Source organism: Kitasatospora sp. NPDC089797 (genome assembly GCF_040684795.1).
Lineage (GTDB): Bacteria > Actinomycetota > Actinomycetes > Streptomycetales > Streptomycetaceae > Kitasatospora.
The window spans coordinates 41,484-67,880 of the sequence record NZ_JBFBGS010000019.1 but is presented as its reverse complement, the minus strand read 5'-3'; the positions used below and the strand labels follow the sequence as shown (position 1 = coordinate 67,880).

22 protein-coding genes, 1 tRNA gene and 1 pseudogene are annotated in these 26,397 nt (G+C 69.6%); 16 read left to right on the top strand and 8 right to left on the bottom strand.

The features are described from left to right. Positions 1–53: 53 nt before the first annotated feature. Together AB0O91_RS17335 and AB0O91_RS17330 are read right to left on the bottom strand one after the other, a co-directional pair. Positions 54–1,271 (bottom strand): MFS transporter, encoded by a 1,218-nt coding sequence (locus tag AB0O91_RS17335; protein WP_363433568.1) that lies wholly within the window; start codon positions 1,269–1,271, stop codon positions 54–56. After that, positions 1,271–2,476 (bottom strand): ATP-grasp domain-containing protein, encoded by a 1,206-nt coding sequence (locus tag AB0O91_RS17330; protein ID WP_363433368.1) that lies wholly within the window; start codon positions 2,474–2,476, stop codon positions 1,271–1,273. Before AB0O91_RS17330 ends, AB0O91_RS17335 begins: the two co-directional genes overlap by 1 nt. 724 nt (positions 2,477–3,200) lie before the next feature. Here AB0O91_RS17330 and AB0O91_RS17325 point away from each other — a divergent pair. The 9 genes from AB0O91_RS17325 (at position 3,201) to AB0O91_RS17285 (ending at position 11,865) form a co-directional block, all read left to right on the top strand. Then, positions 3,201–4,271: a LuxR C-terminal-related transcriptional regulator gene (locus AB0O91_RS17325; protein WP_363433365.1), complete on the top strand. Its 1,071-nt coding sequence runs from the start codon at positions 3,201–3,203 to the stop codon at positions 4,269–4,271. A 158-nt stretch (positions 4,272–4,429) separates the two neighbouring features. Next, positions 4,430–5,689: an ATP-grasp domain-containing protein gene (locus AB0O91_RS17320; RefSeq protein WP_363433363.1), complete on the top strand. Its 1,260-nt coding sequence runs from the start codon at positions 4,430–4,432 to the stop codon at positions 5,687–5,689. A 417-nt stretch (positions 5,690–6,106) separates the two neighbouring features. After that, the gene (queC, locus tag AB0O91_RS17315) at positions 6,107–6,778 is read left to right on the top strand and encodes a 7-cyano-7-deazaguanine synthase QueC (RefSeq protein WP_363433360.1); all 672 of its coding nucleotides are present in this window, start codon (positions 6,107–6,109) and stop codon (positions 6,776–6,778) included. 3 nt (positions 6,779–6,781) lie between these two features. Further along, positions 6,782–7,144 (top strand): 6-carboxytetrahydropterin synthase QueD, encoded by a 363-nt coding sequence (gene queD / locus AB0O91_RS17310; protein ID WP_363433566.1) that lies wholly within the window; start codon positions 6,782–6,784, stop codon positions 7,142–7,144. Beyond that, complete coding sequence (locus tag AB0O91_RS17305) at positions 7,141–7,848, top strand: 7-carboxy-7-deazaguanine synthase QueE (protein ID WP_363433357.1); 708 nt, start codon at positions 7,141–7,143, stop codon at positions 7,846–7,848. The genes queD and AB0O91_RS17305 overlap by 4 nt, the downstream gene beginning before the upstream one ends. After that, positions 7,849–8,445, top strand: coding sequence for a GTP cyclohydrolase I FolE (gene folE / locus AB0O91_RS17300; protein WP_363433355.1), 597 nt, complete (start codon positions 7,849–7,851; stop codon positions 8,443–8,445). 62 nt (positions 8,446–8,507) lie between these two features. After that, positions 8,508–9,524: a fatty acid desaturase family protein gene (locus AB0O91_RS17295; RefSeq protein WP_363433352.1), complete on the top strand. Its 1,017-nt coding sequence runs from the start codon at positions 8,508–8,510 to the stop codon at positions 9,522–9,524. A 13-nt stretch (positions 9,525–9,537) separates the two neighbouring features. Next, complete coding sequence (locus AB0O91_RS17290) at positions 9,538–10,542, top strand: TauD/TfdA family dioxygenase (protein WP_363433350.1); 1,005 nt, start codon at positions 9,538–9,540, stop codon at positions 10,540–10,542. 174 nt (positions 10,543–10,716) lie between these two features. Further along, a complete protein-coding gene (locus AB0O91_RS17285) occupies positions 10,717–11,865 on the top strand; it encodes an ATP-grasp domain-containing protein (RefSeq protein WP_363433348.1) in 1,149 nt (382 codons plus the stop codon). Between the two features lie 554 nt (positions 11,866–12,419). Here AB0O91_RS17285 and AB0O91_RS17280 read toward each other — a convergent pair. Then, positions 12,420–12,827 (bottom strand): hypothetical protein, encoded by a 408-nt coding sequence (locus tag AB0O91_RS17280; protein ID WP_363433345.1) that lies wholly within the window; start codon positions 12,825–12,827, stop codon positions 12,420–12,422. 57 nt (positions 12,828–12,884) lie between these two features. Between AB0O91_RS17280 and AB0O91_RS17275 the strand changes: the two genes are divergently transcribed. The 3 genes and pseudogenes from AB0O91_RS17275 to AB0O91_RS17265 form a co-directional block, all read left to right on the top strand. After that, the gene (locus AB0O91_RS17275; protein ID WP_363433343.1) at positions 12,885–13,280 is read left to right on the top strand and encodes a hypothetical protein; all 396 of its coding nucleotides are present in this window, start codon (positions 12,885–12,887) and stop codon (positions 13,278–13,280) included. A 508-nt stretch (positions 13,281–13,788) separates the two neighbouring features. Continuing rightward, positions 13,789–13,941, top strand: a complete 153-nt coding sequence (locus AB0O91_RS17270) for a hypothetical protein (protein WP_363433340.1) — start codon at positions 13,789–13,791, stop codon at positions 13,939–13,941. Positions 13,942–14,119: 178 nt separating this feature from the next. Next, positions 14,120–15,148, top strand: a pseudogene (locus tag AB0O91_RS17265) (tyrosine-type recombinase/integrase); the annotation flags it as partial. A 299-nt stretch (positions 15,149–15,447) separates the two neighbouring features. Here the strand turns inward: AB0O91_RS17265 and AB0O91_RS17260 are convergent. Beyond that, positions 15,448–15,519, bottom strand: a tRNA-Val gene (locus tag AB0O91_RS17260). Positions 15,520–15,700: 181 nt separating this feature from the next. Here AB0O91_RS17260 and AB0O91_RS17255 point away from each other — a divergent pair. Both AB0O91_RS17255 and AB0O91_RS17250 read left to right on the top strand, forming a co-directional pair. Further along, on the top strand, positions 15,701–17,074 hold the full coding sequence (locus tag AB0O91_RS17255; protein WP_363433338.1) for a hypothetical protein: 1,374 nt from the start codon (positions 15,701–15,703) through the stop codon (positions 17,072–17,074). A 29-nt stretch (positions 17,075–17,103) separates the two neighbouring features. Next, positions 17,104–17,316 (top strand): zinc ribbon domain-containing protein, encoded by a 213-nt coding sequence (locus AB0O91_RS17250; protein ID WP_350511075.1) that lies wholly within the window; start codon positions 17,104–17,106, stop codon positions 17,314–17,316. On the opposite strand, the gene AB0O91_RS17245 is transcribed toward AB0O91_RS17250, so the two are convergent. The 3 genes from AB0O91_RS17245 to AB0O91_RS17235 form a co-directional block, all read right to left on the bottom strand. Beyond that, positions 17,313–18,134, bottom strand: a complete 822-nt coding sequence (locus AB0O91_RS17245; protein WP_363433334.1) for an HAD family hydrolase — start codon at positions 18,132–18,134, stop codon at positions 17,313–17,315. The genes AB0O91_RS17250 and AB0O91_RS17245 overlap by 4 nt on opposite strands. Beyond that, on the bottom strand, positions 18,134–20,893 hold the full coding sequence (locus AB0O91_RS17240) for a phosphoribosyltransferase (protein WP_363433332.1): 2,760 nt from the start codon (positions 20,891–20,893) through the stop codon (positions 18,134–18,136). Before AB0O91_RS17240 ends, AB0O91_RS17245 begins: the two co-directional genes overlap by 1 nt. 80 nt (positions 20,894–20,973) lie before the next feature. Next, the gene (locus AB0O91_RS17235; protein ID WP_363433329.1) at positions 20,974–22,167 is read right to left on the bottom strand and encodes an HpcH/HpaI aldolase/citrate lyase family protein; all 1,194 of its coding nucleotides are present in this window, start codon (positions 22,165–22,167) and stop codon (positions 20,974–20,976) included. Between the two features lie 371 nt (positions 22,168–22,538). Here AB0O91_RS17235 and AB0O91_RS17230 point away from each other — a divergent pair, with 371 nt between their 5' ends. Beyond that, positions 22,539–23,849, top strand: coding sequence for a TerD family protein (locus AB0O91_RS17230; protein WP_363433327.1), 1,311 nt, complete (start codon positions 22,539–22,541; stop codon positions 23,847–23,849). Between the two features lie 66 nt (positions 23,850–23,915). On the opposite strand, the gene AB0O91_RS17225 is transcribed toward AB0O91_RS17230, so the two are convergent. Continuing rightward, positions 23,916–24,671 (bottom strand): Tellurium resistance, encoded by a 756-nt coding sequence (locus tag AB0O91_RS17225; RefSeq protein ID WP_363433325.1) that lies wholly within the window; start codon positions 24,669–24,671, stop codon positions 23,916–23,918. 429 nt (positions 24,672–25,100) lie between these two features. Between AB0O91_RS17225 and AB0O91_RS17220 the strand changes: the two genes are divergently transcribed. After that, positions 25,101–26,306, top strand: a complete 1,206-nt coding sequence (locus tag AB0O91_RS17220) for a DUF2637 domain-containing protein (protein WP_363433323.1) — start codon at positions 25,101–25,103, stop codon at positions 26,304–26,306. The last annotated feature ends 91 nt before the right edge of the window (positions 26,307–26,397 follow it).

The window sequence follows — 26,397 nt, the reverse complement described above, 5'->3', positions numbered from 1 at the left end:
GCCCACGCGTTCCTCGGCCGCCGAAGGGCACGGTTTGACTGCTGACTCCTGCTTCAGGCGTTCTCTGCCAGGGCCGCGGACACCCTCGTCCGGACGCGGTCGCCCGCATAGGCGCTTGCCGAGCCCAGCAACGCGGCGACGGGAGCCAGAGCAAGGGCTCCGACCGGACCCCAGCCACCCAGGAGCGCTCCGCCCGCACCGGCGCCGGCGGCCGAGCCGAGCTGAAGGGCTGTGCCGACCCAGGCCTGGGTCTCAGCGGCTGTGCCCGGGGGTGCAAGGTCTCCAGACCGGCCGTAAATGGCGACAAAGGAGGGGCCGAAGGCGAGACCGGTCATCAGGCAGAGCGGCACAGTGACGAACCACCCTGCATCGGCAGCGATGACGAGCGCGGTCGCGAAAAGGGCAAGGCCCAGCAGCAGTCGGGGCAACTGGGTCAGCCACGCGGCCAGTCCTGGTGTCGCTGCCCCGATCAGCAATCCGCCCACGATGCTGCCGATGGACAGGACACTTAGTTGCAGGCCGCCGAACAGTGCCGAGCCGCTGTCGTCACCTGGCGTTGCAAGGGCGATCTCCAGTACGCTCACGGCCGTTGCGAAGCAGAGGGCCGCGCCTAGGAGGAGGACCAACCGCAAGCTGGTGAGCGGTCCGGCCCAGTGGCGCGAAACCCCCGTGGCTGACGGCATGTCGTCGCCAATCTGCCTGGGCAACAGCAGGGTTGCCACCACGGTGAAGGCCACAGCAGCCGTCAGGCCAGCCCACGGGGCGAGCGTGACGGAAGCCAGCGCGGCCAAGGTGGGCCCGAGGATGAAGCCGACGTCAGCCAGGACTGCGTCGAAGGCCAGGGCCGCGGGGCGGCTGCCCTCGGTGGTCACCGTTCGCCACATCACGCGGGTGACCACTCCGATGGGAGGAGCTGCGAGGTTGCCCAGCAGAGCCGAGGCGACCGTGGCCCAGAACGGGCCGTGGACGTACTCGTTGATCAGTAGGCCGGCCAGAAAGACGGTGTGGATCAGCAACGTCGACCAGAGCACGACACCGTACGCGTAACGGTCGAGAAGTCGCCCCCTCAACGGTGTGGACAGCCCCCCGAGTGCTGACACGGCCACCACGAATGCGCCAGTGCTGTAACCCCGCTGGTCGGCGACCACGTAGAGGATGCCCAGCGAGAACATGCCGGCCTGGAGTTTCCCGAAGGCCGACGCGAGCGCGTACCTGAAGATGCCGGGTTCCGAGAAGAGCTGCCGGTAGCCGAGAACAGGGGCCTTGCTCATCACGGAGCGGGCTCCGCTTCCGCGGGGACAACGGCAATCTCGATACTGGCCGCGGCCGTCTGCGCCCGCGTCAGCGCGGTCTCGGGGTCATCGGCGACGGCGATGACCGCGCCGCCTCGGTCATCCGAACTGTGCAGCTCAGGAACGACATCGCCCGGACCGAACGCCGTATAGCCCTCCGTCACGCCAGGCATCTCAAGGGCTTCATCGAGTCCGGTGACGGTTGCGACCGTCCCCTGGCGCGGGATGAGGAACCACGTTGCCGCTGCGCGGAGGGCTGGAACGGGTCGCAGGTCGACCGGCTTGCCGGCGAACCAGTCGAAGGTCAGCTGTTGCATGTCCAGACCCGTTGCCAACCGTACGAGTTCGACGATGCCGTCCCCGCCCGGTCGGCTGTGGGTCTCGATAACACGTGGGCCTCGGCTGGTCAGGACGACTTCGGTGTGCGCCAGCCCTTCGGTGAGACCGACAGCGTCGAGCAGTGCCCTCACCTCGGCCTCCATGACGGCCCTGTCCTCGGCATTGACACGGGCCGGAACCAGATGGCCGACCTCGACAAAGTTACCGGTCTTGAACTTCTCGGTGACTGCGAGCACCTGGTGGTTGCCTTCGGCGCTGAAGGTCTCCACGCTGAACTCAGGGCCGCACAGGTACTCTTCGGCGATCCAACTGGATCCCTGCGAGCGAGTAGTGTCCACGAGCGCCAGTGCCGCCGCTTCCACGGCCTGCTCATCGTCGACGAGGGTGATCCCTCGGCTCGCGGAGCCGTCGACCGGCTTGAGTATGAAGGGGTAGCCGTTTCGACGGCCGAAGGCACTGAGGTCTTCGGCGCCGCTGACGCTGCTGTGTGCCACGGGAGCGCAGGCGGAGGCGATGACCTTGGTGCGCATCCGGTGCTTGTCGTTCGCGGTCCGTGCGGCGTCGGCCGAGTTGGCGGGAAGGCCGAACTCCTCGTTGAGGACGGCCGCGACCTCCAGGAGGTGGTCGAGCATGGTGATGACCACGCCGACGGGGTTCCGACGGTGCAGGCCCCGTGCGGCCTGGGCCACAACCTCCGGTGTGAGGTGGTCCAGTAGCACGGATTCGTCGACGCCATCGAGGACGGCGCGGGGCGTCCGTTCCGCCGCACCCAGGTAGACGATCCGCAGACCGGCCTCCCTGGCAGCTCTGATCGGCTCGGGGCGCGTACCCCCAAGGACGAGCACGGAACTGACGGGACAACGACGCGTGTGCAACAAGGCTCCCCCTCGCAGGGATTGAAGAACAGCTGGAATGGGGCTCGCAGACTCTCCGAGGCCGGCCACGTGACGGCAGGAGGAGTTCCCTATCGGCCCCGTGCAGGACATGGCCGGAGTAGCTCTGGCCGACGTACCCCCAGGTCTGGTGCAGAGCGACGAGGAGCTTAACAGGATGGAAGTCACTTTCACGATGGCAGTAGTGGTGTTCGGGAGCACGAATTGCCAGCCCGGTCCGGGGCGGACGGCTTTGCCGATATCGCTATCTGCCTGGGGCTTTGCGTCGGCTCGTCCGTGGTGGCCGGCTCCTTCCCCTGGGCACGTGCCTCTCCCATAGGCACGTGGGTGCGCACTGCCTCCATCGCCCCCGGCGATCGTCCGTGGACGCATCTCCTGCTATTGGGCTCGGGTTCTGCGCTGGCGGGATACCGCCAGTTGCGCGAGGTAGGACAAGAGGTACTTCCCGGGCACGCGGCAGCCGAACTTGGCGTGCCGTCCCGATGAGGGGCGACCTGGTCACGAGGAGCGGCTGGATAGGCGGCAGCGTGACCGTGCGCGAGGTCGTGATGCTGGTGTTTGACAACCAGGCAAGTCGGATGCCAAGTTCGTGATCGATCGCCAATGACACCTGCCGGTCGTGGATTTGGCCTCATGCCATTGCACAGCGACCGCGCCGAAAGAATGGCTAGGCAATATGGAGATCGGATCTGGTCTGGTGAATATCAAGACCGAGTTGAACGTGGAAATGCGGCGCGTCTATGCTCTCGCGGTCCGTCATCGTGTGGTGTCTGCGGAGGACGTGAGTCTTGAGCTCGGCATGGACGGACGCGAGGCGGGCCGTTTGCTCTCCGAACTGTTGGATCTGCGGCTACTGCATCCGCACACTGACGGCCGATGCTTCGTGGCGGTGGCACCGGACTTCGCGCAGCTCGGGCTTCTCGGGCCGTTGGTGCGTCAGATATCAGTGATCCAGGAGCAGGTGAACAGAATACGCGCCGACTTCGGCGCACTCCAGCCGGTCTACCTGGACGCGGAAGGAGCAGCCCCGGGCCGGGGAGACGGCCAGATCGAAGTGGTGCGCGATCCGGACGTGCTGAGGACACTGGTCAGAGAGTTTGGCATGCGGGCTGAGAGTGAGATTCTCTCCTCTCAGCCGGGTGCCAGCGGGCCGGAGGGATATCTGGAAACCGTCGCCTCGTTCACCGGGGAACTGTCCGGCCGAAACAGTATTCTGCGGGCACTGTATCAGCATGCTGCGCAGTTCAATCAGGGGATGATCGCCCATGTCGAGCACCTGTCGACACTCGGCGGTGAAGCGCGAACCACGGCCAACGGCTTCACTGGCATGCTCGTCTTCGATCGGCGGGTTGCCGTCGTTCCTCTCCGGGGAGCTCTCCAAGGGGGCGTCGTCGTCCGCAGCGAGGACGTCGTCACCGCGCTTGTGGACGCCTTCGAGCGGACCTGGAGCGTCGCCAAACCCTTCCCGGTGAACCTCAGCAGGAGACAGGTCATCAATGTCTCCTGCGAGGTCAAGTGGGCGATCATGCGCCTCCTGGTGGACGGGGAGAGCGACAAGAACATCGCCGCCCGGATCGGCCTGTCCTTGCGGACCTGCCAGAGGCATATCGCCGATCTGATGCAGGAGCTGGGGGCGCGCAACCGCCTCCAAGCCGGCTACCGCATGCGCGACCTGCTGGCCGGGGAAGAGCAGGAACGGGAGCCGGCCGTCAGCCGTCGACCGCTTTCGCGGCCGATGTCCGCTTAGTCCCTCCCTCGGGTTGTTGCCGACGGGGTTCCGACCCCTGAGTGCCATGGACGTAGCGCACCGAACCGGGGAGAGTGAGTTGGGCGTGAAGCAAGGTTTTGCACACGGAACATTGAACGGGGAGCGCAGTGGCGCGGCACAACGGGTCACGGGGAAACGTGGCAGGAACCGGGACGGAGAACCGGGCGAATCGCCCGCTGCTTCTTCTGATCGGCAGCGGGGGGCAGCTTTGGCGCGAGTACATCTTGAAGTCCGCCGCGAACAGCTATGATCTCTGGCTGTTCGCGCCGAACGAGCCCGGGTGGGAATCCCCGTATCTCAAGGGGAATACGGTCGTCGACACGCTCGACCCGCGAGCCACGGCGGAATCCGCAGCGCGACTGGGCGAGAGCACGCAGATCGCAGGTGTCCTCTGCTACGACGAGATCCGGGTGCCGGTGGCGGCCTTCGTGGCCGAGTCCCTGAAGCTTCCCGGCGCGAACATCGAGGGCGTTCGTGCTTGCCGGGACAAACACCTCGGACGTGAGGCAATGGCCGCCGCGGGAGTGGCGCAGCCGGCCTCCCGGGCGGTGGCCTCGCTGGAACAGGCGCGGGAGGAAGCCCAGGAGATCGGTTATCCGGTCGTGCTGAAGCCGCGCGCCCTCGCTGCCAGCGTCGGTGTCGTCCGGGCGGACGGGCCCCATGCGCTGGAGGCTGCTTACCAGGAGGCCTCGGAAGCGCATTTCAACGAGGTCCCGCGCGACGACGCCTGGGTCCTGGTCGAGGAGTACCTCGACGGCCCCGAGATCAGCGTCGAAAGCATGTGTAGGGGCAGCCGTGTGACGCCGCTGTTCGTGGCGCGCAAGTCCCTCGGTTTTCCCCCGCAGTTCGAGGAGGTCGGCCACACGGTCAGCGCGACCGACCCGCTCCTCGACGACAAGACAGTGCGACGCGTGCTGCAGGAGGCGCACACGGCGCTCGGTCTCGACACCCTGGTGACCCACACGGAACTGCGCCTGACGCGGACGGGCCCGCGTGTCGTCGAGGTCAACGCCCGTCTCGGTGGGGACCTCATCCCGTACGTGGCCCAGTTGGCCACCGGGATCGACTACGGCATGGTGGCCGCAGACCTCGTCGCCGGGGTCGAGCCGACCGTGGCGCCCACGCGGTCCGGAGCGGCTCACGTTCAGTTCCTGTACCCCGAGCACGACCTCGATGTCACCTCCCTGACGGTCGACGACGAGCTTCCGCCGGGAGTGCGCGAGATCATGCCCATGGTGGCGCCGGGTCGGCGGCTCCGGCTGCCCCCTCGTGACCACGTAGGGGGTCGCTACGCCTACGTGATCACCACCGGCGACACAGCGGAACAGTGTGTCGATGCGGTCGAGTCCGCCGTGCGGCTCGTACACCTGGCCGGGATTCCGCTGGCTCAGTTTTGATGCCACTGAATTGAGCGGGCTCCACAGGGTGCTGACCGCGAGAATTCTCCCTGGAAGCCACCAAAGCCACCGGCATCGGGCTTAGCCCGTCATTCCGCAGGCGTCCGATGCCATGAGGTCGCCGAGCGACGGCACAGCCGGACTCTTGACGCACGTGATCGCCTCGCGGACACGGCCGCGAGTCATGCCTGTCCGTACCCGCCAGGCCGGAGCCAGGGGTCACACAGTGATCGGGATGGCTGCGACGCGCATTGCCTCCGGCGGCCCCTTCTCCCCTGTCCTCGCGGAATCCACCTCTCCTCACAGCGATTTCCAGCACTCCGTTCGCCTGCCGTGCGCGTTCATGCCGGCGATCGCGGGGCTACTTGGTGCGCCCCGATTCAATTCCAGTTCCCCCTCCAGAAAGATGTCATCACCGTGGCACGTGTGATTGCTATCGTCTCCGGCGGCCTCGACTCCGTCGTACTCGCCCATCACCTGCATGCCGAGGGACATGAGGTTCAGCTACTGTCGATCGATTACGGCCAGCGGCACCGGAAGGAACACGATTACGCGCGGATCGCAGCCGATCGCCTTGGTGCCGAGCATGAGATCGTCGACCTCGCGAACGTCGCGAACATGCTTCCCGGATATTCGCTGACGGATTCGCAGGTAAATGTTCCGGATCAGCACTACACGGCACCTGGAAGTGTTAACGTAGTGCCGAATCGAAATGTGATTCTACTGTCCGTCGCGTATGGAAAGGCCGCCGCCGTCAAGGCGGATCAGGTCGCCATCGGCGTGCTAGCGGGTGATGCGTCCACTGCGCCCGACTGTTCGGCTGAATTCATCTCCGCGTTCAACGCGATGGAGAAGGTGGCTTGCTCCGGCTATGCGCCGGAGCACCTGGAGGTCGTGGCGCCGTTCATCGATCTCCACAAGCACGACGTCATTCGGCTCGGAGAGAAGCTCGGCGTCGACTGGACCGAGACCTGGAGCTGTTTCAAGGGTACCGACGTGCACTGCGGAACCTGCGCCGCGTGCGTTGACCGAATCCAGGCGTTCGAGCGGGCCGGAACGACGGACCCCACGGTTTACTTCAAGGAGTAGATGATGCTTCGCATCACGAAGGAATTCCATTTTTCGGCGAGTCACCGACTTGCTCACCTGCCGGCGGACCACCAGTGTGCTCGTCTGCACGGACACAACTACGTGATCGAGCTTGCCCTGTCCGCGGCGACGGAGCAGCTGACCGAGGCCGGCTTCGTGCGGGACTACGGAGATCTGGCCGACTTCAAGAGGTGGCTGGACCGTACCCTCGACCACCGGCACCTCAACGACGTCATCGAGGACCGCAACCCGTCAGCCGAGAACATGGCTGTCTGGATCTTCGAGCAGTGGTCGGAGCGCTACCCCGAGCTCACGGGCGTCCGAGTCTCGGAAACCGACAAGACCTGGGCCGAGTACCGGCCGTGAGCATCGTCGTCAACGAGATCTTCGGTCCGACGGTCCAAGGCGAGGGGCCGTCAGCCGGCCGCCAGTGCGTCTTCCTGCGACTCGGCGGGTGCAACCTGTCCTGCCGCTGGTGCGATACGCCATATACCTGGGACTGGACAGGGGAGAGCGATGAGGGAATCGCGTACGACCCCCGGAAAGAGCTGAACAATCGAGATGTCGACGGGGTTCTCAGCGAACTCCTCGCGCTTGGCACGCCGCTCATCGTGATCAGTGGCGGCGAGCCGCTGAACCAGCAACGCCGACTGCGCCCGCTCCTGAAAGGGCTGCGCGAGGCCGGCGTCATGGTGGAGTTCGAGACCAACGGGACTGTCGTCCCGGACGACGAGATCATCACGTCGGGAATCCGCTTCAACGTCTCGCCGAAGCTCTCCCACGCCGGCGACCCGGAATCCAAGCGGATCGTGCCGACCGCTCTGCGAAAGCTGGCGCAGACGCCTGACGTAGCGTTCAAGTTCGTCTGCCGCAACACCGTCGATCTCGAAGAAGTCGCCTTCCTGGAAGAGAACTTCGGCATCTCCCCGGTGTGGATCATGCCCGAGGGCAAGAACGTGGCACACATCAGTCAGCATTTGAATTCGATCGCCGACGACGTCGTGCGACGCGGCTGGAATCTCTCCACCCGCCTGCACGTCCTCGCCTGGGGCGACAAGAGGGGAATCTAAATGAGCATCGACATCGACACCTCCGCCATCTCCGTCCTGGAGCGGGAAGGGCAGACGGCAGACCCGCTGGAGGCCATTGCCCGCCAGCTGCTGATCGAGCTGGGCGAGGACCCCGACCGCGAGGGCCTGCTCGATACTCCTCGGCGCTACGCGCGGTGGTGGCGCGAGTTCACCCAGTACGATCCGGGCAGCCTCGACACGGTCTTCAGCAGCGTCGCCGGCAACCAGACCGTGATGGTCTCCGGCATGCGCGTGTGGTCCCTGTGCGAGCACCACCTGCTGCCTTTCAACTGCGACATCCAGGTCGCCTACCGCGCCCACAACAGCCTTCTGGGGCTCTCGAAGTTCGCCCGGATCGCACACAAGCACGCTCACAAGCTGCAGGTGCAGGAGCGTCTCGTCGCCGACATAGCCGATGAGATCTCCGAAATCACCGGGTCGCCGGACGTGGCCGTCATCGGCCGCGGCGAGCACCTCTGCATGACGATGCGCGGCATCAAGACCGATGCGCGGATGACCTCCGCCGTCTTCCAGGGGGTCTTCGGTGCGAACAGCTTCGAGCGGACCGAGCTGCTGAGCCTGATGAACGGCTCCTGATCCGGCCACCGCTGACAGAACGGCCCGCGTTGTGCCCGTTCACTGTCATCGAAGGATTGTTCATGCTTCTGTCAGAAAAGGACCAACCCGCTGACAAGGCGTACGCGAAGGGGTACACGGCCCCTTCGCGGCTTCGCCAGGACATCAAGGACGCCCACCGCACACGGCCCTCGATCACCATTCTCTGTGCACTGCTGGACCACTTCATCGCAGGAACGGCAGCCTTGGCCTCGGCCTGGCTGATCACACATCACCTGCTCTTCTCGATCGTCCCGGTCCCGCTCGCCGGCGTCGTCATCGCCCGCCAGCTGCGGGCGCTGGAGAACCTCGTCCACGACGCTTCGCATTTCAACTGGAGCCGGCACCGGCGGCGACTGAACGATGTCGTCGGCTATCTGCTCGCCGCAGCGCCCACGGGCAGCCGCATCAGCACCTACCGCACCAGTCATCTGCTACACCACGGACGTTTCGGCACGACGAGCGACCCGGATCGGAACCGCTATGAGGAGCTGGAGCTGGAGGCCCTGCCCAGGACCTCGTCCAGGGCGTTCACGGCCGGCGTGGCCAGACGGTTGCTGCGCTACCAACTGGGCTGGCTGCGCGAGCTTCGGACGAACGCCCTCGCTCCGATCGTGACCATGCTGTGGAGCACCGTAATCGTGGGGGCGCCCGCCGCCCTCCTGATGGGCGTGCGGTCCGGCGCCACCGCCACCGGCGTCTGGCTCTTCGCGTACTTCGTGCTGCTTCCGCCGCTGCGTCTGGTGGCGGAAGCGGACGAGCACGTGTACTCCGACGCGCGGACGGTGTTCGACGCGACGGTATCGAACACCGGGTGGCTCCAGCGGCTGCTCTTCCACCCTCATGCCGACGCCTATCACACGGTTCACCACATGTGGCCCGGAATCCCTCATCACGCGCTACGCCGAGTTCATCGCCTCCTCCTGGCCGAGGACACGGAGTTCGCCCGGCGGGTCCGGACGCGGAACAGGATGCTGACACCGTCCCGTGCCGCGTCACCGACCGAACCGGACCGCGTGGCCGCCAAGCCCCCGTCCCCCAAGTTCCAGTGTTCCCCGTGACCAAGGAGTAGGCGTGGCACTCGCCGTACAAGAACGACAATTGGACCGGCCCATCATTCACCTCGAGCAGGCCGAGAGCGAGGCCTTGTGGAATCTGTCGGAGACGGCGGCAGCGCTGTTGGACCGCTCACTCTCCTTCGACCTCTCCGAGCTCCTCACGGACGCCCTCGGCCGACTGCGCAGCGCGCTGGCGGACTTCCGCGAGGGGACGTCGGGCCATGGGTACCTGCTCGTCAAGGGGGTGCTGACAGGCGACCTCCCCGATACGCCGCTGGCGTACGGAACACGGGCGCTCGTCGGACACCCGACCAACGGAACGCTGACCGTGGTGGCCGACGAGCTGGGCACTCTCATCGGTTATGCCGACGAGAAGAACGGTGACCTCTTCCACGACGTGCACCCGGTGCAGGGAGAGGAGCACCGGATGGAGAACAGCGGGTCGGTCGCGTTCGACTTCCACACCGAGAACGTTCACCATCCCTTGCGGCCGGACTTCCTGGGACTACTGAGTCTGCGAGAGGGGCACGAGAGCGGCATCGCGACCCGGGTCGCCTCGGTGCGGCATGCGGTGGCCCACCTGTCCGCGGCCGAGGCCGCCGTACTGCGGGAACCGCGATTCAAGAGCCGCTTCCCGACCTCGTTCACCAGGGGAACACTCGGTGAGCCGCCGACGACGGCGGAGCACCGGATCGTATTCGGCAGTCCCGGGACCGAGTTCTTCCGCTTCGACTCGTTCAACACCAATCCGGTCGACCGCGAGGCGGAGCAGGCGCTCGGTGCGCTGGCCGCAGCCCTTGAGGCGGTGTGCGTCGAAGTCGTTCTGAAACCGGGGGACCTCCTGCTCGTCAACAACCACATCGCGGCACACGGGCGGTCTGCCTTCACCCCACGCTACGACGGTCAGGACCGGTGGTTGCGCCGCTTCTACTCCCACAACGCCGTGCCCGGATGGGCGAGGCGGATGATGGCGAGCGAGCGGGTCCTGCCGGCCACGGCGGACATCCTGGGCGTGTTCTGACCGTCCCCTCGCGCGACGCCAACCGACCCCGTCGCCCCACCCCCTTCTGCTCCACAGGAGTTCTCCCAGACCATGCCTGTCAATACATCACCAGCCGTTCTGCTCCTGGACCCTGTACGTACCGGTGCCCACTACAAGGCTGAGGCACGTCACCGGGGCTACCGAGCGATCTCGGTGTACACCGTCGCGAAGGATGTCATCGCGGAGAACTGGCCCGACCACGCGGACGGTGACGACGCCAGCATCTACTCCGCCGACGCCGACGAGATCCTCGCCCAGTTGGACGAGCTCGATGTGAAGCTCGTCGGTGTGGTTCCGGCCATGGACTCCGCGGTGCACCTGGCCGACACGCTGGCGGACCGGATGTCGCTGCCAGGGAACGGCACCTCGAAGGCGTCCGCGCGCCGCAACAAGGCGGAGATGCGCCGGATCGCCGCGGAAGAGGGCCTGCGCATCCCCAGGTTCATGCTCATCGACAGCACGGCCGGGATCGCCGAGGCCGCCGCGGAGATCGGCTTCCCGGCGATCGCCAAGCACACCACGGGCGCCGGCTCCTACGGCACCTACCTGCTGAGCACTCCCAAGGACGCGGCGCAGACATCCGGTATGCACGCGAAGAACCAGTTCGGATGGGAGGTGGACCAGTGGCTGGTAGAGCAGTACATCCGGGGCCGCGAACTCGCGGTGAACTGCTTCAGCCACAACGGTGAACACCGTGTTGTCGACATCTGGGAGTACCGGCAGCCCGATGACGGCGACTACGACTTCCCGTACTGGGAGTCGGCCAAGCTGCCCGAGGACGACCCCGACTGGCAGGCCGCCGCTGACTACGTGTTCCAGGCCCTGACCGCGTTCGAAGTACGGCTGGGTCCCAGTCATACCGAGGTGAAGGTCGCTCCCGACGGCGTCTATCTCATGGAGGTGGGCGCGCGTCTGCCCGGCGGGCCGATGACGGACCAGTGGCTCGCGCACACCGACCTGAATCCTTTCGAACAGGCCCTCGATTGTTACCTAGGGATCCGTCCGGTCTGTCTCCAGGCACCGGTCCGCTTCCGGCAGGCCTGCGGTGCCAGTGCCATCCGCAACGACGGCCCCGCCGGAATCCTCAAGGAAGTCCGCGGCCTGGACGAGGTACGGAACATGCCAGGCGTCGACAAGGTGCTGTCGATCTACGAACCAGGCGATTACGTGCCGGTCACCGACAACACCCTGAACATTCCGATCGGCGTGTGGGTTTCCGCCCCGGACTATTCCGGCGTCCTGGAGCTGCTGGGCCGCGTCAGGGACACTATCGAGCTGGTCATCGAACAGGCCGGGGAGTGACGTAAGCCGGTCCACCAACCGCGTTGCATCAACGCCTCTGCCCCTGTCCACCACGGACAGGGGCAGAGGCGTTGCGCGACTCTCAGCAGGGGACTGAGGCGGTGGCCGATGCTCCGTTTCCAGTCCAGGCACCCCCGCAGTGCCAGGTGCCATCTTTCGAGCCGGACTGGCCCGGGCGCATCCAGAACACGGCCAGTAGCTACGTCCCACGATCACCTCGCCGCGGACAACCGGTGCCGCCCGCTGGCCGGGTACCGGCACCGCCGCCGTCCGCCCTCCGGGCTGTGCCCGTACAGCCGTGCCTTCGGGCGTGCGCTCAGCTGCGCTCCGGCCTGCTCGTCCCGGTGCGTGTTCGGCGTCCGGGTCTTCACGGCCGGGCACGTGTCCGCCCTGGCCAGGGGCCACGTTCGCCGTTCTCACCGGCCCGACTTGCCGGGCTTGCCGCGGCGGTACGGCCGGATCCGGCCCCGGTGCGGACCCGGGCGGGATTCCCGCGCGAGCGGCGGTGGGGTCGGGCGGCCGGCCCGGGGCCGGGCCGCTCAACCGGCGGGTGCTCAGCCGTTGGAGACGTCGACGATGTCGGTCATGTCGTTGTAGAGGAGGCCCAGCGTGGGCGCCGGCAGGTCGATGTTCTTGCGCAGGCCGGCAAGGTCGGTGAGGACGGCCTTGTTGCAGTTGTTGTACCCCTTCATCGAGGGCACGTGGAGCGCCACATTGGCCGGGTTGATCCTGGTGTACGTGACGCCGTTGCCGCAGGGGCCGTCGGTTCCGTAGAGGGAGTTGATGACCCCGTCACGGTAGTTGGTGTCGCGGTACTGCTCCAGCACGAGCAGCGGTGCCCGCAGTCCGCTGGAGCGTCGGGTGCCGTCGGCGTGGGCGAGGGCGTCCTCGCGGGACTCGGTCGAGCAGGCCTGGCCGAGGACGGGCGACTGGCCCCCGGTGTCGGGGGCGCGTCCGACCACGACGGCGCAGTAGCGCGGGGACGCGCCGGACGGCGAAGCCTGAGCCGCTGGAGCGTCGTGGCCCTCGCAGTGGCGTTGGACATCTCTCCGATGCATCTGCTGGGTCTTCCGGAAGAGGCCGCGCCTGGCACGGCGGTCTTGCTGACCCCAGAAGTGGCTGTCAGTGACGGCGAGTTGCTGATGGAGTGGTTCTCCGGGCAGAAGGCTTTGCCCCAGAGCGACGCCAGGCAGTTCTACTCGACCGCCATCCAACGGAGGCCGGCTGGCGACAGCCAACAGGCCCTGGCCGACCTCACCAGCTCGGTCCTCCAGGACCGAGCCGCCGCGATGACCGCAGCCTTCAACTCGGAGATGGCGGCCACCCTGGCGAAGACCAACGCTGCGGTTCAGTCGGGCGCAAGCCCGGATGAAATCACCGCCCTGCTCGACCCGGGCGACTCCGGCTCGAAGTAGGACCCCAGCACCAGCAGGCGTTCGGCACGGCCGCAGCGCCAATTCGACGAACCCGATTGCGCGACCGGCCGGTCCCGCACCTGTACGGGCAGAGAAGAGGAACCCTTATGGCATGCATTCATCAACGATTGGCAGAAGATCATGCTCCACCCTCGGATCGAGAACCGCGGTAGGCACGCGGACTACCAGTTGGCCGTCGCACGCTCGTGCAGTCGGCCGCACCCCGCCAGCCCGCTACCGCGTCCGCTGGCGCGACGCATCGGGCACGTCCCACAGCCTGAGCTTGCCAACCTCCCAACTCGCGGCAGCCATGCGGGCCGATATCGCCCGCGGCCGGGCGCCGCTGACACTCGGCGACCTGGTCGATCGCTGGTCGTCCCTGCCGGTACGGTCCGCCAAGCCGGGAGCACCGCGGTTCCCCAACCGCAGGCCGCTCGACCGTCACGTGCTGCCTCGCCTTGGCAACAGGATCGCCATCACGATCACCCGAGCAGACGTCGAGCGCCTCATGTCAATCCTGCACGCCGACGGCCAGCCGAGCGTCGCCGCGATCAATAGCGCCCTCGCCGCTCTCAAACGCGCCCTGGAACTCGCCGTCCGCTACGGGCACTTGCCCAGCAACCCCGCCCTCGGCGTTCGACCGATCCCCCGGCCGGCCTGAACTCCGGCACAACACCGCCAAGCTCTGGCTCCCTCTACCGCACAGTGTCGTCATTGAGACGCGTGCGGATCACGGATAAACCATGAAACCCGAAATGCGGCACAGGTCGCATATTCGAACGGCCAGAAAGAAGGAATGAAGATGACCATGAAGACTGCAAGGCAGATCCAGGTGATATATGTCCCGCGTATGGATAGAAGACCGCGTCAACCATGCCGACTTCAAGTCGGCAGTAGCAAAAGCGAAGTCCAGCGGCCGTAAGGCCCCTGGCAGGTATCGCGTTCGGTGGTACGACCCGGACGGCCAGGCTCGCATGAAGACCGTCCAGCGCAAGGTCGATGCCGAGGTCACTCGAACTGAGCTGGAGGAAAAGCTTGGCAATGGAACCTATCGAGACCCATCGGCCGGCCGCACGAAGTTCGCGGAAATTGCCGAGGAATGGTTCACCTCCAAGCTCAATGTGAAGCGTTCAACCCGCGCCAGGTACCGAATCGCGCTTGACACCTACGTTCTTCCCAAATGGGGGACGACATCGATTGCAAGGATTCAGTTCGATGGCATCGCCAAGTGGCTCGGCGATATCCTCGCTGACTCCGTGGCCAATGGAAAGGCTCTGTCGGCCAGTTCCATTCGAAAGATCCACGTCGTCCTTAAGGGCGTGCTGGATTACGCAGTGCGAGCCCGCCGGATCGCCTACAACCCGGCGATCGGAATCCCGCTCCCGCGCTATGTCCCGCCAGAGCACGTCTATCTGGACAATGTGCAGGTAGAAAACCTGGCCGACGCCTGCGGCGAGTACCGGACCCTGATTCTCTTCCTTTCCTACACGGGGGTTCGCTGGGGCGAGGCAACCGCGATCACGGTAGGCCGTGTAAATCTCGCCACCCGACGTGTTCGGATTGCTGAAACGTGGAGTCGAGACAAGACTGGGCTATACCTCGACACCCCGAAGAACCATGAACGCCGCTCGGTCCCGGTACCTGCGTTTCTCCTCAAGGAACTCGAACTCTTGATGGCTGACCGCAAACCGGGCGACCTTCTATTCACTGCCCCCGAGGGTGGGACGTTGATTGTCGGCAATTTTACGCGCCGACGTTTCAAAAAGGCCCTGGAGTCCGCCGGCCTCGCAGCCCTCGGCATCACGCTCCACAAGCTGCGCCACACTGCGGCTTCCCTGGCAATCGCAAGCGGCGCCGACGTCAAGGTGGTCCAGACCATGCTCGGCCACAAGACCGCGACCCTGACGCTGGACACGTACGGTCACCTCTGGCCGGACCGTCTGGACGAGGTGTCGGACCGGCTCGACCCAGCGGTCGAAGGTGCTCAAGCTGGCGAAGAAGAAGGCCGAGAAGGCGCAGAAGAAGGCGGCCAAGCTCGCCGCCGAAGTCGCTGCCCTGGAGGCAGCTGCGAACGCCCCTGCGGCGTGATGTGTTCTAAATGTGTTTTGGGCCGTGGTGCCAGCTCCTTCGAGCTGACACCACGGCCCTCTGACCTGCATGTTTGTTGTGGGCGCGGACGGTTTCGAACCGCCGACATCTGCTTTGTAAGAGCAGCGCTCTACCACTGAGCTACGCGCCCCCGGCGTGGCCCTCGGGCGCACGACGAGAGCCTAGGGTACCTGGTCGCGGGGGCTGGTGTGGTGCGGGGCGGGGCCGGGGTGGGGGGAAGGGGTGGGGGCTGGTGGGGTCGGGGTGCCGGTGGGGAGGGGGGATCGGGGAGAATGGGCGCCGGATCAGCGGGTCGGAGCAGGGAGCGCGCAGTGGCGGTGGCCGGCGGGAGCGGGCGGCGGGGGCGGCGGCGGGCGGGGAGTGCGCTGGGCGATGCGCTGGTGTTGCCGGTGGTGCTGGCGGGCGCGCTGGGGGCGGTCGGGCTGGCGTCGGCGGGCAGCGGGGGCTGGTGGGGTCGGCGGGGTGCCGGGGACGGGGTGCGGGCCGGGGCCAGGGAGGCGCGGGCCGCGGCGCAGGAGGCGTTCTACGAGCTGGACGAGACGCAGCGGGAGCTGCAGCTCGCGGTGGAGACCGTCCGGGCGGCCGAGGAGGGGGCGGCGGCGGAGCGGGCGCTGGCCGAGCTGCCGGCGATCTCCGGCCGGGTGGAGCAGGTCACGGTGAACTACCTGGCCGCGCTGGACGCCCACGACCTGGACCGGGAGGACCTGGACGCCGGTTCCGCGGAGCAGGCCCGCCGGAGGCTCACGGAGGTGCAGGGCCAGCTCCGGTCCGCCCGGGCCGAGCTGTCCGACTTCCTGCGCCGCCTCCAGCCCGTCCTCCAGCACGCCGAGCAGCAGCTGATGCGGGTCACCCCCGCCGTCGAGCAGGCCAAGCGCGCGCTGCTGGAGGCCACCACCGCGCTGGACGAGGTGCGCGGGGCCGGGCTGCGGGCGGACGAGTTGGCGGCCCGGCTGGCCGAGCTGGCGCCCGAGCTGGGGCGGTTGAACGAGGGCCCGGCGCGGCACGGTGTGGCCGCCACCCTGCACCGTGCCGAGGAGGTGCGGCGGCGGGCCGCGGCGATCACTGCGGATGCCGTCCAACTGCCGGAGCGGGCCCGTGAGTTGGACCGCCGGGTGGCGAGCCTGCGGACCCGGATCCAGGCGCTGGAGACCAAGGCCGCGACGGTGGATCCGGCGCTGAGCGAGCTGCGCCGCCGGTTCAGCACCGCCTGCTGGCAGGACCTCCAGCGGGTGCCGGAGCAGGTCTCGGAGACCGGCCGGGCCGCCGAGCGCAAGCTCGCGGACGCCGCCCGGGCCCGGAGCGAGCAGCGCTGGGCGGACGCGACGGCGGCGATCGGCACGGTCCGCGCGCTGCTGGACACCGCGGACGGCTCGGTGCTCGCCGTGAACGACCGGCTGCGGCAGCTGAACGAGGTGCAGCACGATCCGAACCGGGAGGTGGAGCGGACCCGGTTCGCCGTACGGGACGCCCAGCGCCTCGCGATGGCGGGCCGCAGTGCGCCGGACCCGCGCCACGCCGGGCCGCTGGACGAGGCGGTGGCCCGGCTGGACCGCGCGCTGGCGACCCTCCAGGCGGCCGGTCGGCACCCCGACTACTGGCACTTCCTGACCGAGCTGGCGGCGGTGCGGGAGACCGCGGCGCGGGTGGTCGGCATGATCCGCGGCGATCTCGGCCAGCAGCACTGAACGGGACCGGCGGTCGGTACCCTGCCGGTATGCCACGCTACGACTTCCGCTGCCGCTCCTGCGGCGCCACCTTCGAGCTCCGCCGCCCGATGGCGCAGGCCAACGACCCCGCCGTCTGCCCCCAGGGCCACCCGGACACCGTGAAGCTGCTGTCCACCGTCGCCGTCACCGGCGCGGCCGGCGGCGCGCCGCAGCAGGCCCCGAGCGGGGGCGGCTGCTGCGGCGGCGGGTGCTGCGGCTAGCCGGCCGGAGCCGGAACGGCGGCCAGGAACCGACGGACGATCTCCTCCCCCGCCGCCACCCCCACCTCCGGGAGGGCGGTGACGGCGGGGGCGGTCCACCCGCTGTCGGCCAGTTCGCCGTGCCCGGGCCGCCACCCGGCGTCGGCGGCGAGCAGCAGGTCGGCGTCCAGCAGCGAGTCCCCGGCCGCCAGGACGGTGCCGACCCCGCTCCGTCGGACGACCTCGGCGAGTGCGGCGCTCTTGCTGAGCGGCTGCGGCACGGCATACACCTTGCGGCCCTGCAGCGAGACCCGCCAGCCGCGTTCGACGCACCAGCCGGTCAGCTCGGCCAGCCACCCGCCGGGCAGCCGGTCGCGTTCGACGACCAGGTAGACGAACCGCTCGTCGGCGATCCGCCGCTTGTGGGTCCACTCCGGGTCGGCCGACAGCGCGAGCCGGTGCACCACCTCCTCCAGCGGCGCCGAGCCGGCGGCGATCCGCGCGGTGATCTCGCGGCGCCAGTCCCCGTCGGGTTCGTCGTCGACCAGCAACTGCCCGCCGTTCGCGCAGATCGCGTACGCCGGCCGCGGGCCGGGCAGCCGGACCCGCCGGTACTGCTCGACGGTCCGGGTGGTGGCGGGGGTGACGAGGGCCCGGCGGCCCAGTTCGGTGAGCAGTTCGGCGGCCCGCTCGGTCAGGAAGGACAGCGGCCGCCCGCCCAGCACCTCGACGCAGAGCAGCCGCGGCGCCAGGTGGTCCGGTCCGGTCAGGGCCAGCGCCCGGTCGGAGTAGATGAGCGTGCGGTCGAGGTCGCTCGCCACCAGCACACCGCCGGCCATCAGGACTCCCTCCCCGTCGCCCGACCGGACGCCGGGACATCCAGCCGACCGGACGCCGGGACGGCCGGCCGACCATCCGCCGGGACAGCCGACCGAGCAGGCACCGGCCGAACAGCCGGCACGGCCCGCCCGCTCGCCCCGGTCGCTCCCCGACTGTACCGGGGGTGGATCAACCCCACGCAGCTGTACGGCAGTTCGTCCACCTCCTCGACCGGGACGCCGCGCTGCGCGGCGAGCAGGCGCACGTGGTCGAGCTCGGCTCCGGCGCCGCGCCGGGCCAGTACCCGCCAGGGCACCCGGCGCAGCAGCACCCGGGTGGTCTCGCCGACCCCGGGCTTGACCAGGTTGACGTCGTCGATCCCGTACCCGGCGCTGATCCGCTCGACGGCGGCCCAGCCGGCCCAGTCGGGCGTACGGTCCGGGTCGGCGGCCAGCCGTCCGGCGTCCTCGACCACGCCGGCCCGGACCTCCCCGAACCGGGCGGTCACCGCGGCGAGGAAGGCCTCCGAGACGTCGCCGCCGGCCAGTTCGGCATAGTGCTTGGCCCCGTGGAAGTCGTCGGGGCCGATCAGTCCGGCGCGCAGCACGGTGCGTGAAACCAGCCCGGACACCGTGGAGTTGAGGCAGGCGGAGGGGATCAGGAAGTCGTCCCGGGTGCCGTACGTCCGGACGCAGCGGCCCGGGTCGGCGAGCACCGCGAGGTCCGGGTCGAAGCCGGTGCCGGCCAGCGCGGCGGTGAGTTCGCGGGTGATCGCGCCCTTGCCGGTCCAGCCGTCCACGAACACCACGTCGGACGGCCGGTGGTGGGCCGCCAGGTAGCGCAGGGCGACCCGGTCGATGCCCCGGCCACGGACGATCGACACCGCGTAGTGCGGCACGTCCAGGCCGTGGGCGAAGGCCAGCCAGCGACGGACCAGGATGCCGACCGGCGTCCCGGCCCGGGCCAGCGAGGCGAGCACCAGCCCGGGCCCGCGCTCGCGCAGCAGCGTCTCGGCGACGGTGCCGACGGCGCGCGCGATCCGGTCGGCGGAGCCGCGCAGCGCCTGGTGGAACAGCTCCTGGTACTCGGGGCTGGGCGTGTACTCGACCGGCAGCGACTCGGCGTAGTGGGCGCCGCCGTTCTGGACGGCTTCCTCGCGTTCCTCGGTGGGGGCTTCGAGCGGAACCCCGGAGAGGTCCTTGAGCAGCCAGGTGACCTCCTCCGGGCGGTACGAGGAGAAGGCCGGCCCGTACAGCGGAACGGGCAGGGCGGGCGAGGCGGCGGCAGCGGGCGCACCGAGCGCACCAGCCGTGCCAGACGCATCAGAGGCGTCAGAGGCATCAGACACACCGGAGCCACCGAGCGCCCCCGGCCGGTGCGAGGGCAGCACCGCGAGGACCACCCTCCCGGTGACCTGCCGCAGTTGGCGCAGTAGCGCGTCCTCCCCCCGGTGCAGCGCCGGGGTGTCGGCCACGTCGTCCACCACCAGCACCACCGCGTCGAAGCGGCGGGCCCCGTCCGCGCCGGGGGCGACGTTGTAGACGTAGCGCTCGCGCGGGCTGCCGTCCTGCGGGTCGTCGTGGGCCGGGAAGACCAGCCGGGTGCGGATGGCGTAGCCGGGGTCGTCCACGGCGAGGACGGGCGAGCGGGTGGTGGTGGAGTAGCGGACCCGGTCACCGCCGAGCCGCTGGGCGAGCGCCTCGGCCAGTCGCAGCGGCGCGTACATCAGCTCCTCGAAGCCGAGCACCAGCACCCGCTCGGGCCCGGCCGCCACCCCGCCCACCACATCCGCCGACACCCCGCCCGAGCCGTCCGCCGACACCCCGCCCACGACATCCGCCGCCACCTCTCCCGAAGCGTCCGCCGCCACCCCACCCAGGGCGTCCGCCACCTGCCCGGCCAGCGCGGGCAGCGCGGCGTCGAGCCGCTCGCGGTCGCGGGCGGTGAAGCCGTGCCGGCCGCCGTCCGGCAGTCCAGCGGGCCAGTCCAGCCCGACCCGGACCAGCGGGGCGGGGGCGGTCTCCGGCGGCCGGGCGGCCGGGGGGACCGAGGCGATCAGCCGTTCGGCCCGCGCCACGATGTCCGCGGGCAGGTCGACGCCGCCGCTCGCGGTGGCCACCACGTCCAGCCGGGCGCCGAGTTCGGCGGCCGCCGCGGCGAGCCGGTGGCGGTCCCCGGCCGAGCGCAGGTCGACCAGGGTGACCACCAGGTAGTGGCCGCGCGGGTGCCGGCCGTGCAGTTCGCGGATGGTGTTGAGGACCGTCCGGCCGGTCGAGAGCTCGTCGTCCACCAGCACCAACGGGCCGTCACCGGCGAGGAGTTCGGGGTCCGCGGGGAGCAGCAGGTGCCCGGTGGCGTGCGAGTGCTCCTCCTCGAAGCCGCCGAGCGGCGGCACCCCGGGGACGGCCCGGCGGGTGGAGTGCAGGTAGGGCACGTCGAGACCGTCGGCGACGCTGTGGCCGAGACCGGTGGCGGTCTCCGCGTAGCCGAGCACGACGGCTCGCGCGGCTTCCTCCGGGCCGAGCAACTCACGCACTCGGCGGCCGAGTTCGAGACCGGCGCCGTGCACCACGGCGGGCCGCTGGGGAACGTGCTTGCCGAGCACGCTGGAGACCAGCAGGTGGGCGCGCCGGGGGTTGCCGGAGCGCAGGGCCAGCCCGACGAGTTCGGGCAGCCGCTCCGATCCGGTGAGCGCTATCCCGGCCCGGTCGGCGACCCAGCGCCCGTTCCACGTGCGCTGCCGTCCGGACGAAGTAGCCGACGTGTCTGCTCTGTTCACTACTGGTCCCGCCTTCGATGGTGCTCGTCGGTTCACGCGGGCAGGGCCGTCGGCCGCCGCGCGCTTCGGTCGGTCAGGGGTCAGCCGCACAGACAGGCCGACAACAGCTCCGCGAAGCTCACGTCCTCCCGGGCGACTCCGAAGACCTCCGCCCGCAGCAGCACCCGCTCCGCCCAGGCGCGGTGCGGCCGGGACTCGTTCATCTTGTTGGTGTACGCCGAGCGCAGCACCCCGCCGCCGTCCTGCTCCTGCCGGAGGATGTCGCGGGCGTCGCAGTACTCCTCGTGGGTGACCACGGAGAGCGCGTGCACCGCCGGGACGTGGCTGGGGTGGATGCAGGTCTTGCCCAACAGGCCGTTGGCACGGTCGAGTTCGAGCTCCCGGAGGAGCCCGTCCAGGTCGTGCTCGATGATCCGGCGGCGGACCTCCTCCCCGGAGGCGCGGTCGGTTCCGGCGGTGGCGGCGAACGGGGTGCGGCGCAGCTGGGGCTTGAACATCCGCTCCTGCACCGGGAAGTACTCCCAGACCGGGCCAGTCACGGTGTACCCGGTGCCGTCCGCCCGACCGAGCACGTTGACCACGTCCGCGACCACCGACGCGACCAGCGCCACGTCGTACGCGGTGAGGTCGGGCGAGCGCCGCAGCCCGTACGCGGAACAGAGGTCGGTGACGCCGAGCCGCACGGCGAGCACCCGCTCGCGATGACCGGCGAGCAGTTCGGCGATGCCGAAGAGCTGCTCCCGGCGGGTCTCCAGGTGGGCGAGTTCGGGCGACTCCAGGACGGGCATGGCGAACAGCCGCCGCCCGGTGGCGGCCTCGGCGGCGGCGAGGGCGGCCAGGTAGGCGCCGCCGCCGCAGGGGGTGAACTTGGGCAGCACGAAGCCGCTGAGCAGTCCGACGGCCGGGCCGAGCCGCTCGACCAGGTCGAGGATCTGCTCGGCAGCCCGGACTCTGATGAAGAGAAGTGGATGATCGTGTGTGGGATCGGTGAAATCATTGACCAGGTCGGTCAGCTGCTCGACCAGGTTCCGCTCACCCGCGCCCACCTCGTGGTCGGCGATCGCGTCCTCCAGGCAGAGCACCATCGAGACCACGCCCCGCGCCGCCTGCTTCCGGATGTCGGCGGCCAGGGCGGGCCTGGTGGCGGGGCTGTAGAGGGTGCCGCCGAGGGCGGTGGCGAGCACCGCGGGCGCGCTCCGCGCGGTGAACGTCCGCGGTTGCTCCAGGAACAGCCGGGACCGGACGTCGTCGGCGAGGTGGCCGAAATGGCGCAAGGTGCCCTCCTCGGGGTGGACGGCCTCCGGCCCGCGGCCCCACCCGGACGCACCGCGGACGGACCCCCTTCCACCGGCCCCGGAGCCGGCCCCGGAGACCTCTTCGAACGCCCATCGTACGAACGGTTTCCGGCCGTTTCCGGCGCCGGGGCACTGAACTCCCGGAACATCCGGCGCGGCCGCCGGACCATCGGGTACGCCTCCCGGTACGCCGCCGCGGACGCCGGACCGGCGCGCACCGGCCGCCCGACGATCGGGGGGACCCCGGCCGCAAACCTCGATCCGACGCAATTCTTGGCAAAGTCCGACCCCGGACCGACGGTCCCGGTCACGTTGTCCGAAGGGGTGGCGAACAGGCAGGATGGTCGGCTATGACGCACGTGATGGCCAAGGGCGCCAACATCGCACTGCCGGCGGCGGCGGTCCGCGCCGTGCTGCGCTGGAGCGCCACGCCCGGTGCGCCGGACGTGGACGCGTCCGCGCTGCTGCTCGGCGCCAACGGCAAGGTCCGTTCGGACGCCGACTTCGTCTTCTACAACCAGCCGCGGCACCCCTCCGGGATGGTGCGCCACCTGCCCAAGCAGCACACCTCCGGCGGCGCCGAGATCATCGACACGGTCGAGATCGAACTCGCCAAGCTGCCCGCCGAGGTGGACCGGGTGGTGCTGTCCGGTTCCTCCGAGGGCGGGCCGTTCCGTGCCGTCCCGGGGCTGCGACTGCTGCTGTTCGACGCCTCGACCGGTGAAGGCGCGTCCGCGCTGGCCGAGTTCGCGATCGCCGACGCCGAGAACGTCTCCGCCCTGGTCGCGGGCGAGCTCTACCGGCGCAACGGGACCTGGAAGTTCCGGGCGATCGGCCAGGGCTACACCTCCGGACTGATCGGCCTGGCCACCGACTTCGGCATCACCGTCGACGACGAGGCGGAGGATCCGGCCGCCCCTTCGGCCCCGGGCGCCCCGGCACCCGCGACCACCGCCGCCACCACCGGTGCGATCGACCCGCGCGCCACCCCCGGGCCCGACCGGCACGCCGAGTCCCGGCCCGAGCCCGGCACCTTCACCCTCACGCCGGCCGTCCCGCACGGCCGGCCCCCTGCGTCGACGCGGGCGCGGACGTCGACGCCCGCACCCGCCGCGGCCGCCGCGGCCACCGCCGCGTCCCCCGCGTCCACCACCGCCGCGAACGGTCCGGCGACCCCGCCTCCCCCGCCGGTGGCCCCGCCCACCGTGCCCCCGAACGTTCCCCCGGCCCCGCAGGCCCCACCCGCGCCGCCGACCCACCGCCCGGGCGGCTACGGCTACCCCCAGGCACCGCAGCACCAGCCGCAGCACCAGCCCCAGTCCCCGCCTCAGTCCCAGCCCGGCACCGGTTACGGCTACCCACAGCAACCCCCCGCGACCGGTTACGGCTACCCCCAGCCCAACCAGCCGTACCCACCGCAGCCGCACCCCCAGGCGGGCACCGGCTACGGCTACCCCCAAGCGCCTCAGGCTCCTCAGGCACCCCAGGCCCAGCCGCACCACCCCGGCGGCTACGGCTACCCGCAACAGCAGCCCGGCACCGGCCAGCAACCGCCCGTCCCGCCGCAGCCCCCCGCGCCGGCCCCGACGACGGCAGCGCCGGCCGCGCCCGGCGAGGAGTTCGCGCTCCCCCCGCAGGGCCCGCAGTTCCAGCCCCACTGAGCCGACGGAACCCCGGCCGAGTCCGAACCCCGAGCCGGGGCCGAACCCCGAACCCCGCGCCGGGGCTCAGTCCGAACGCCCCGGCTGCTGCCCCTTGTACCCCCGCTGCCACTGCATCCCGAAGCCGTACAGCCGGTCGATGTCCGCCTGGAACCCGTTGACGTACCGCACTTCGCGGCGCACCGTCAGCTGGTTGTCCCCGCCGTTCTCGATCAGCACCACCGCGCAGGAGCGCGCCGCCCGGGCCCGTTCGTCCAGCTTGATCTCGATCCGCGGCCCGGTCTGCGGCACGATCGTTATCACCGCGTGGGTCTGCTCGAAGGCCGGGGTGCCGTCGTAGATGTAGACGAAGATCAGCAGCCGCTTGAACTTGTCCTTCTTCTCCAGGTTGACGTACATCGTCTCGCCGGACGGCGCCCCGTACTGGTCGTCGCCGCTGAGCTTGATGTACGGCGGTTCCCGCAGGTCGCCGAAGAGTTCACCGAGCGGCTGCACCACGCCGCAGGTGCCGTCGGAGAGTTCGTACATGCAGGCCAGGTCGAGGTCGACGTTCACCTGCTCGTTGCTCCCCGGCGAGTCCGGCTCCAGCGGGCGGAAGATCCGCGGGCTGAAGAACCGCTTGACGCTGTCCCCGCCGCTCGGCCGGCTGCTCCCCGGACGCATGGTCCAGTGCAGGTTGACGTAGAGGTAGCCGGTGGTGGCGGCGGAGCCGGTGATCGCGTGCTGCGGCGCCGACTTGGTGAGCGTGACCTTGTGCTGCGCGCCCGGGTTGTCGAAGGTGTAGCTCTTGTCCCCGCGCAGGTACTCCCAGATCGAGACCATCCCGTCCTCTCCCCCTGCCTTCGCCCGGAGTTCCGGGGTTCGACGCGTCGACGAATCGGTGATGCGGCGATTCGGCGATCCGACGACCGGGTCCGGCCATCTGACGATCCGCCGGTCCATGATCGGGCATCACCCCGGTCCGCGGATAGCCGGACCTCCCCTTTCCCTACCCCGCCGGGAGGCTCCCGCGCACCCGTGGCGCCAACCGGCGGGTCGATTGGCCCGAGGAAGCCGCCCTCCCGTAACATGCCGCCCCTTCGGACGCGATATCGTCTAGCCGCACAGGTGTCCCGTCCGCCCCCGCGCGGGCGCGGTGGGCACGCCGTGCGGTGACGAACGAACCGTCAGGCAGTGCCCGCGCGGCGGGGCCTGACCGCCTGTGTCGCACCGAGTACCTGTCCCCTGCGGAAACCCGAGGCCCGACCCGCAATGAACCTGACCTCCATACAGCTGGTCTGGACCGTCGTCGGCGGCGCAGCCCTGCTGTTCGTCGCCATCCTGATGGCGACGCTGCGATTCAAGAGCTCGAAGAAGGACGAGGCCGGCGACTCCTGGGAGCGCAGCGAGGAGCGTCGCCGCCGCAAGGAGATGATCTACGGCATCTCCTCGTACACCCTGCTGTTCTGCTGCGCCGGCGTCGCGGCCGCGCTGTCGTTCCACGGCCTGGTGGGCTTCGGCATCGAGAACCTGGGCCTCTCCGGGGGTTGGGAGTACCTCGTCCCGTTCGGCCTGGACGGCGCCGCGATGTTCTGCTCGGTGCTCGCCGTCCGCGAGGCCAGCCACGGTGACGCCGCGCTCGGCTCCCGGCTGCTGGTCTGGGTGTTCGCGATCGCCTCGGCCTGGTTCAACTGGGTGCACGCCCCGCGCGGCGACGGCCACGCCGGCGCCCCGCAGTTCTTCTCCGGCATGTCGATCTCGGCCGCGATCCTGTTCGACCGGGCGCTGAAGCAGACCCGCAAGGCCGCGCTGCGCGAGCAGGGCCTGGTGCCGCGCCCGCTGCCGCAGATCCGCATCGTCCGCTGGCTGCGCGCCCCGCGCGAGACCTACGCGGCCTGGTCGCTGATGCTGCTGGAGAACGTCCGCAGCCTGGACGAGGCGGTCGAGGAGGTGCGCGAGGAGCGCCAGGCGAAGATGGACGCCAAGGTGCGCGCCCGTTCCGCCGACCGCCGCGAGCGGGCCGAGCTGAAGGCCATCTCCCGCCAGGGCGGCATGCTCGCCCGGGCCCGCGGCGGGCGTCAGGTGCCCGCGCTCACGGCGGCCGGAGACGGCCCGAGCGCTACGGAGCCTGCCCTAGCCGCCGAGAGCGACCACACCGCCTCGACCGCGCAGGACCGCTACACCTCGTCCGCCCCGTACGGTTCGTCCGCCTCGACGGGCTCCTCGGGGTCGGCCGCCCTGGACTCCGGCTACCGGTCGCGGACCGCCGTCGGTTCGTCCTACTCCTCGACCTCCGCCACGACGGGCTCGACCTCGTCGCCCAGCTCGTCGACCGCCTCCTCGTCGTCCTCCTACTCGTCCTCGTCGTCCTACCGCAGCTCGACCATCGACCTGACGGCCGACGACGACACCCTGGCGATGCCGAAGCTGGACTCGCTGGAGCGCAAGCTGCGCGCGATCGAGCAGCAGCTGGGCTGACCCCGGCGCCACCACACGCACCACCAGGGCACCACAGCACCGCACCACAGCCCCACCGCAGGAACAGCGCGGACACGAAGCGGCCGCCCCC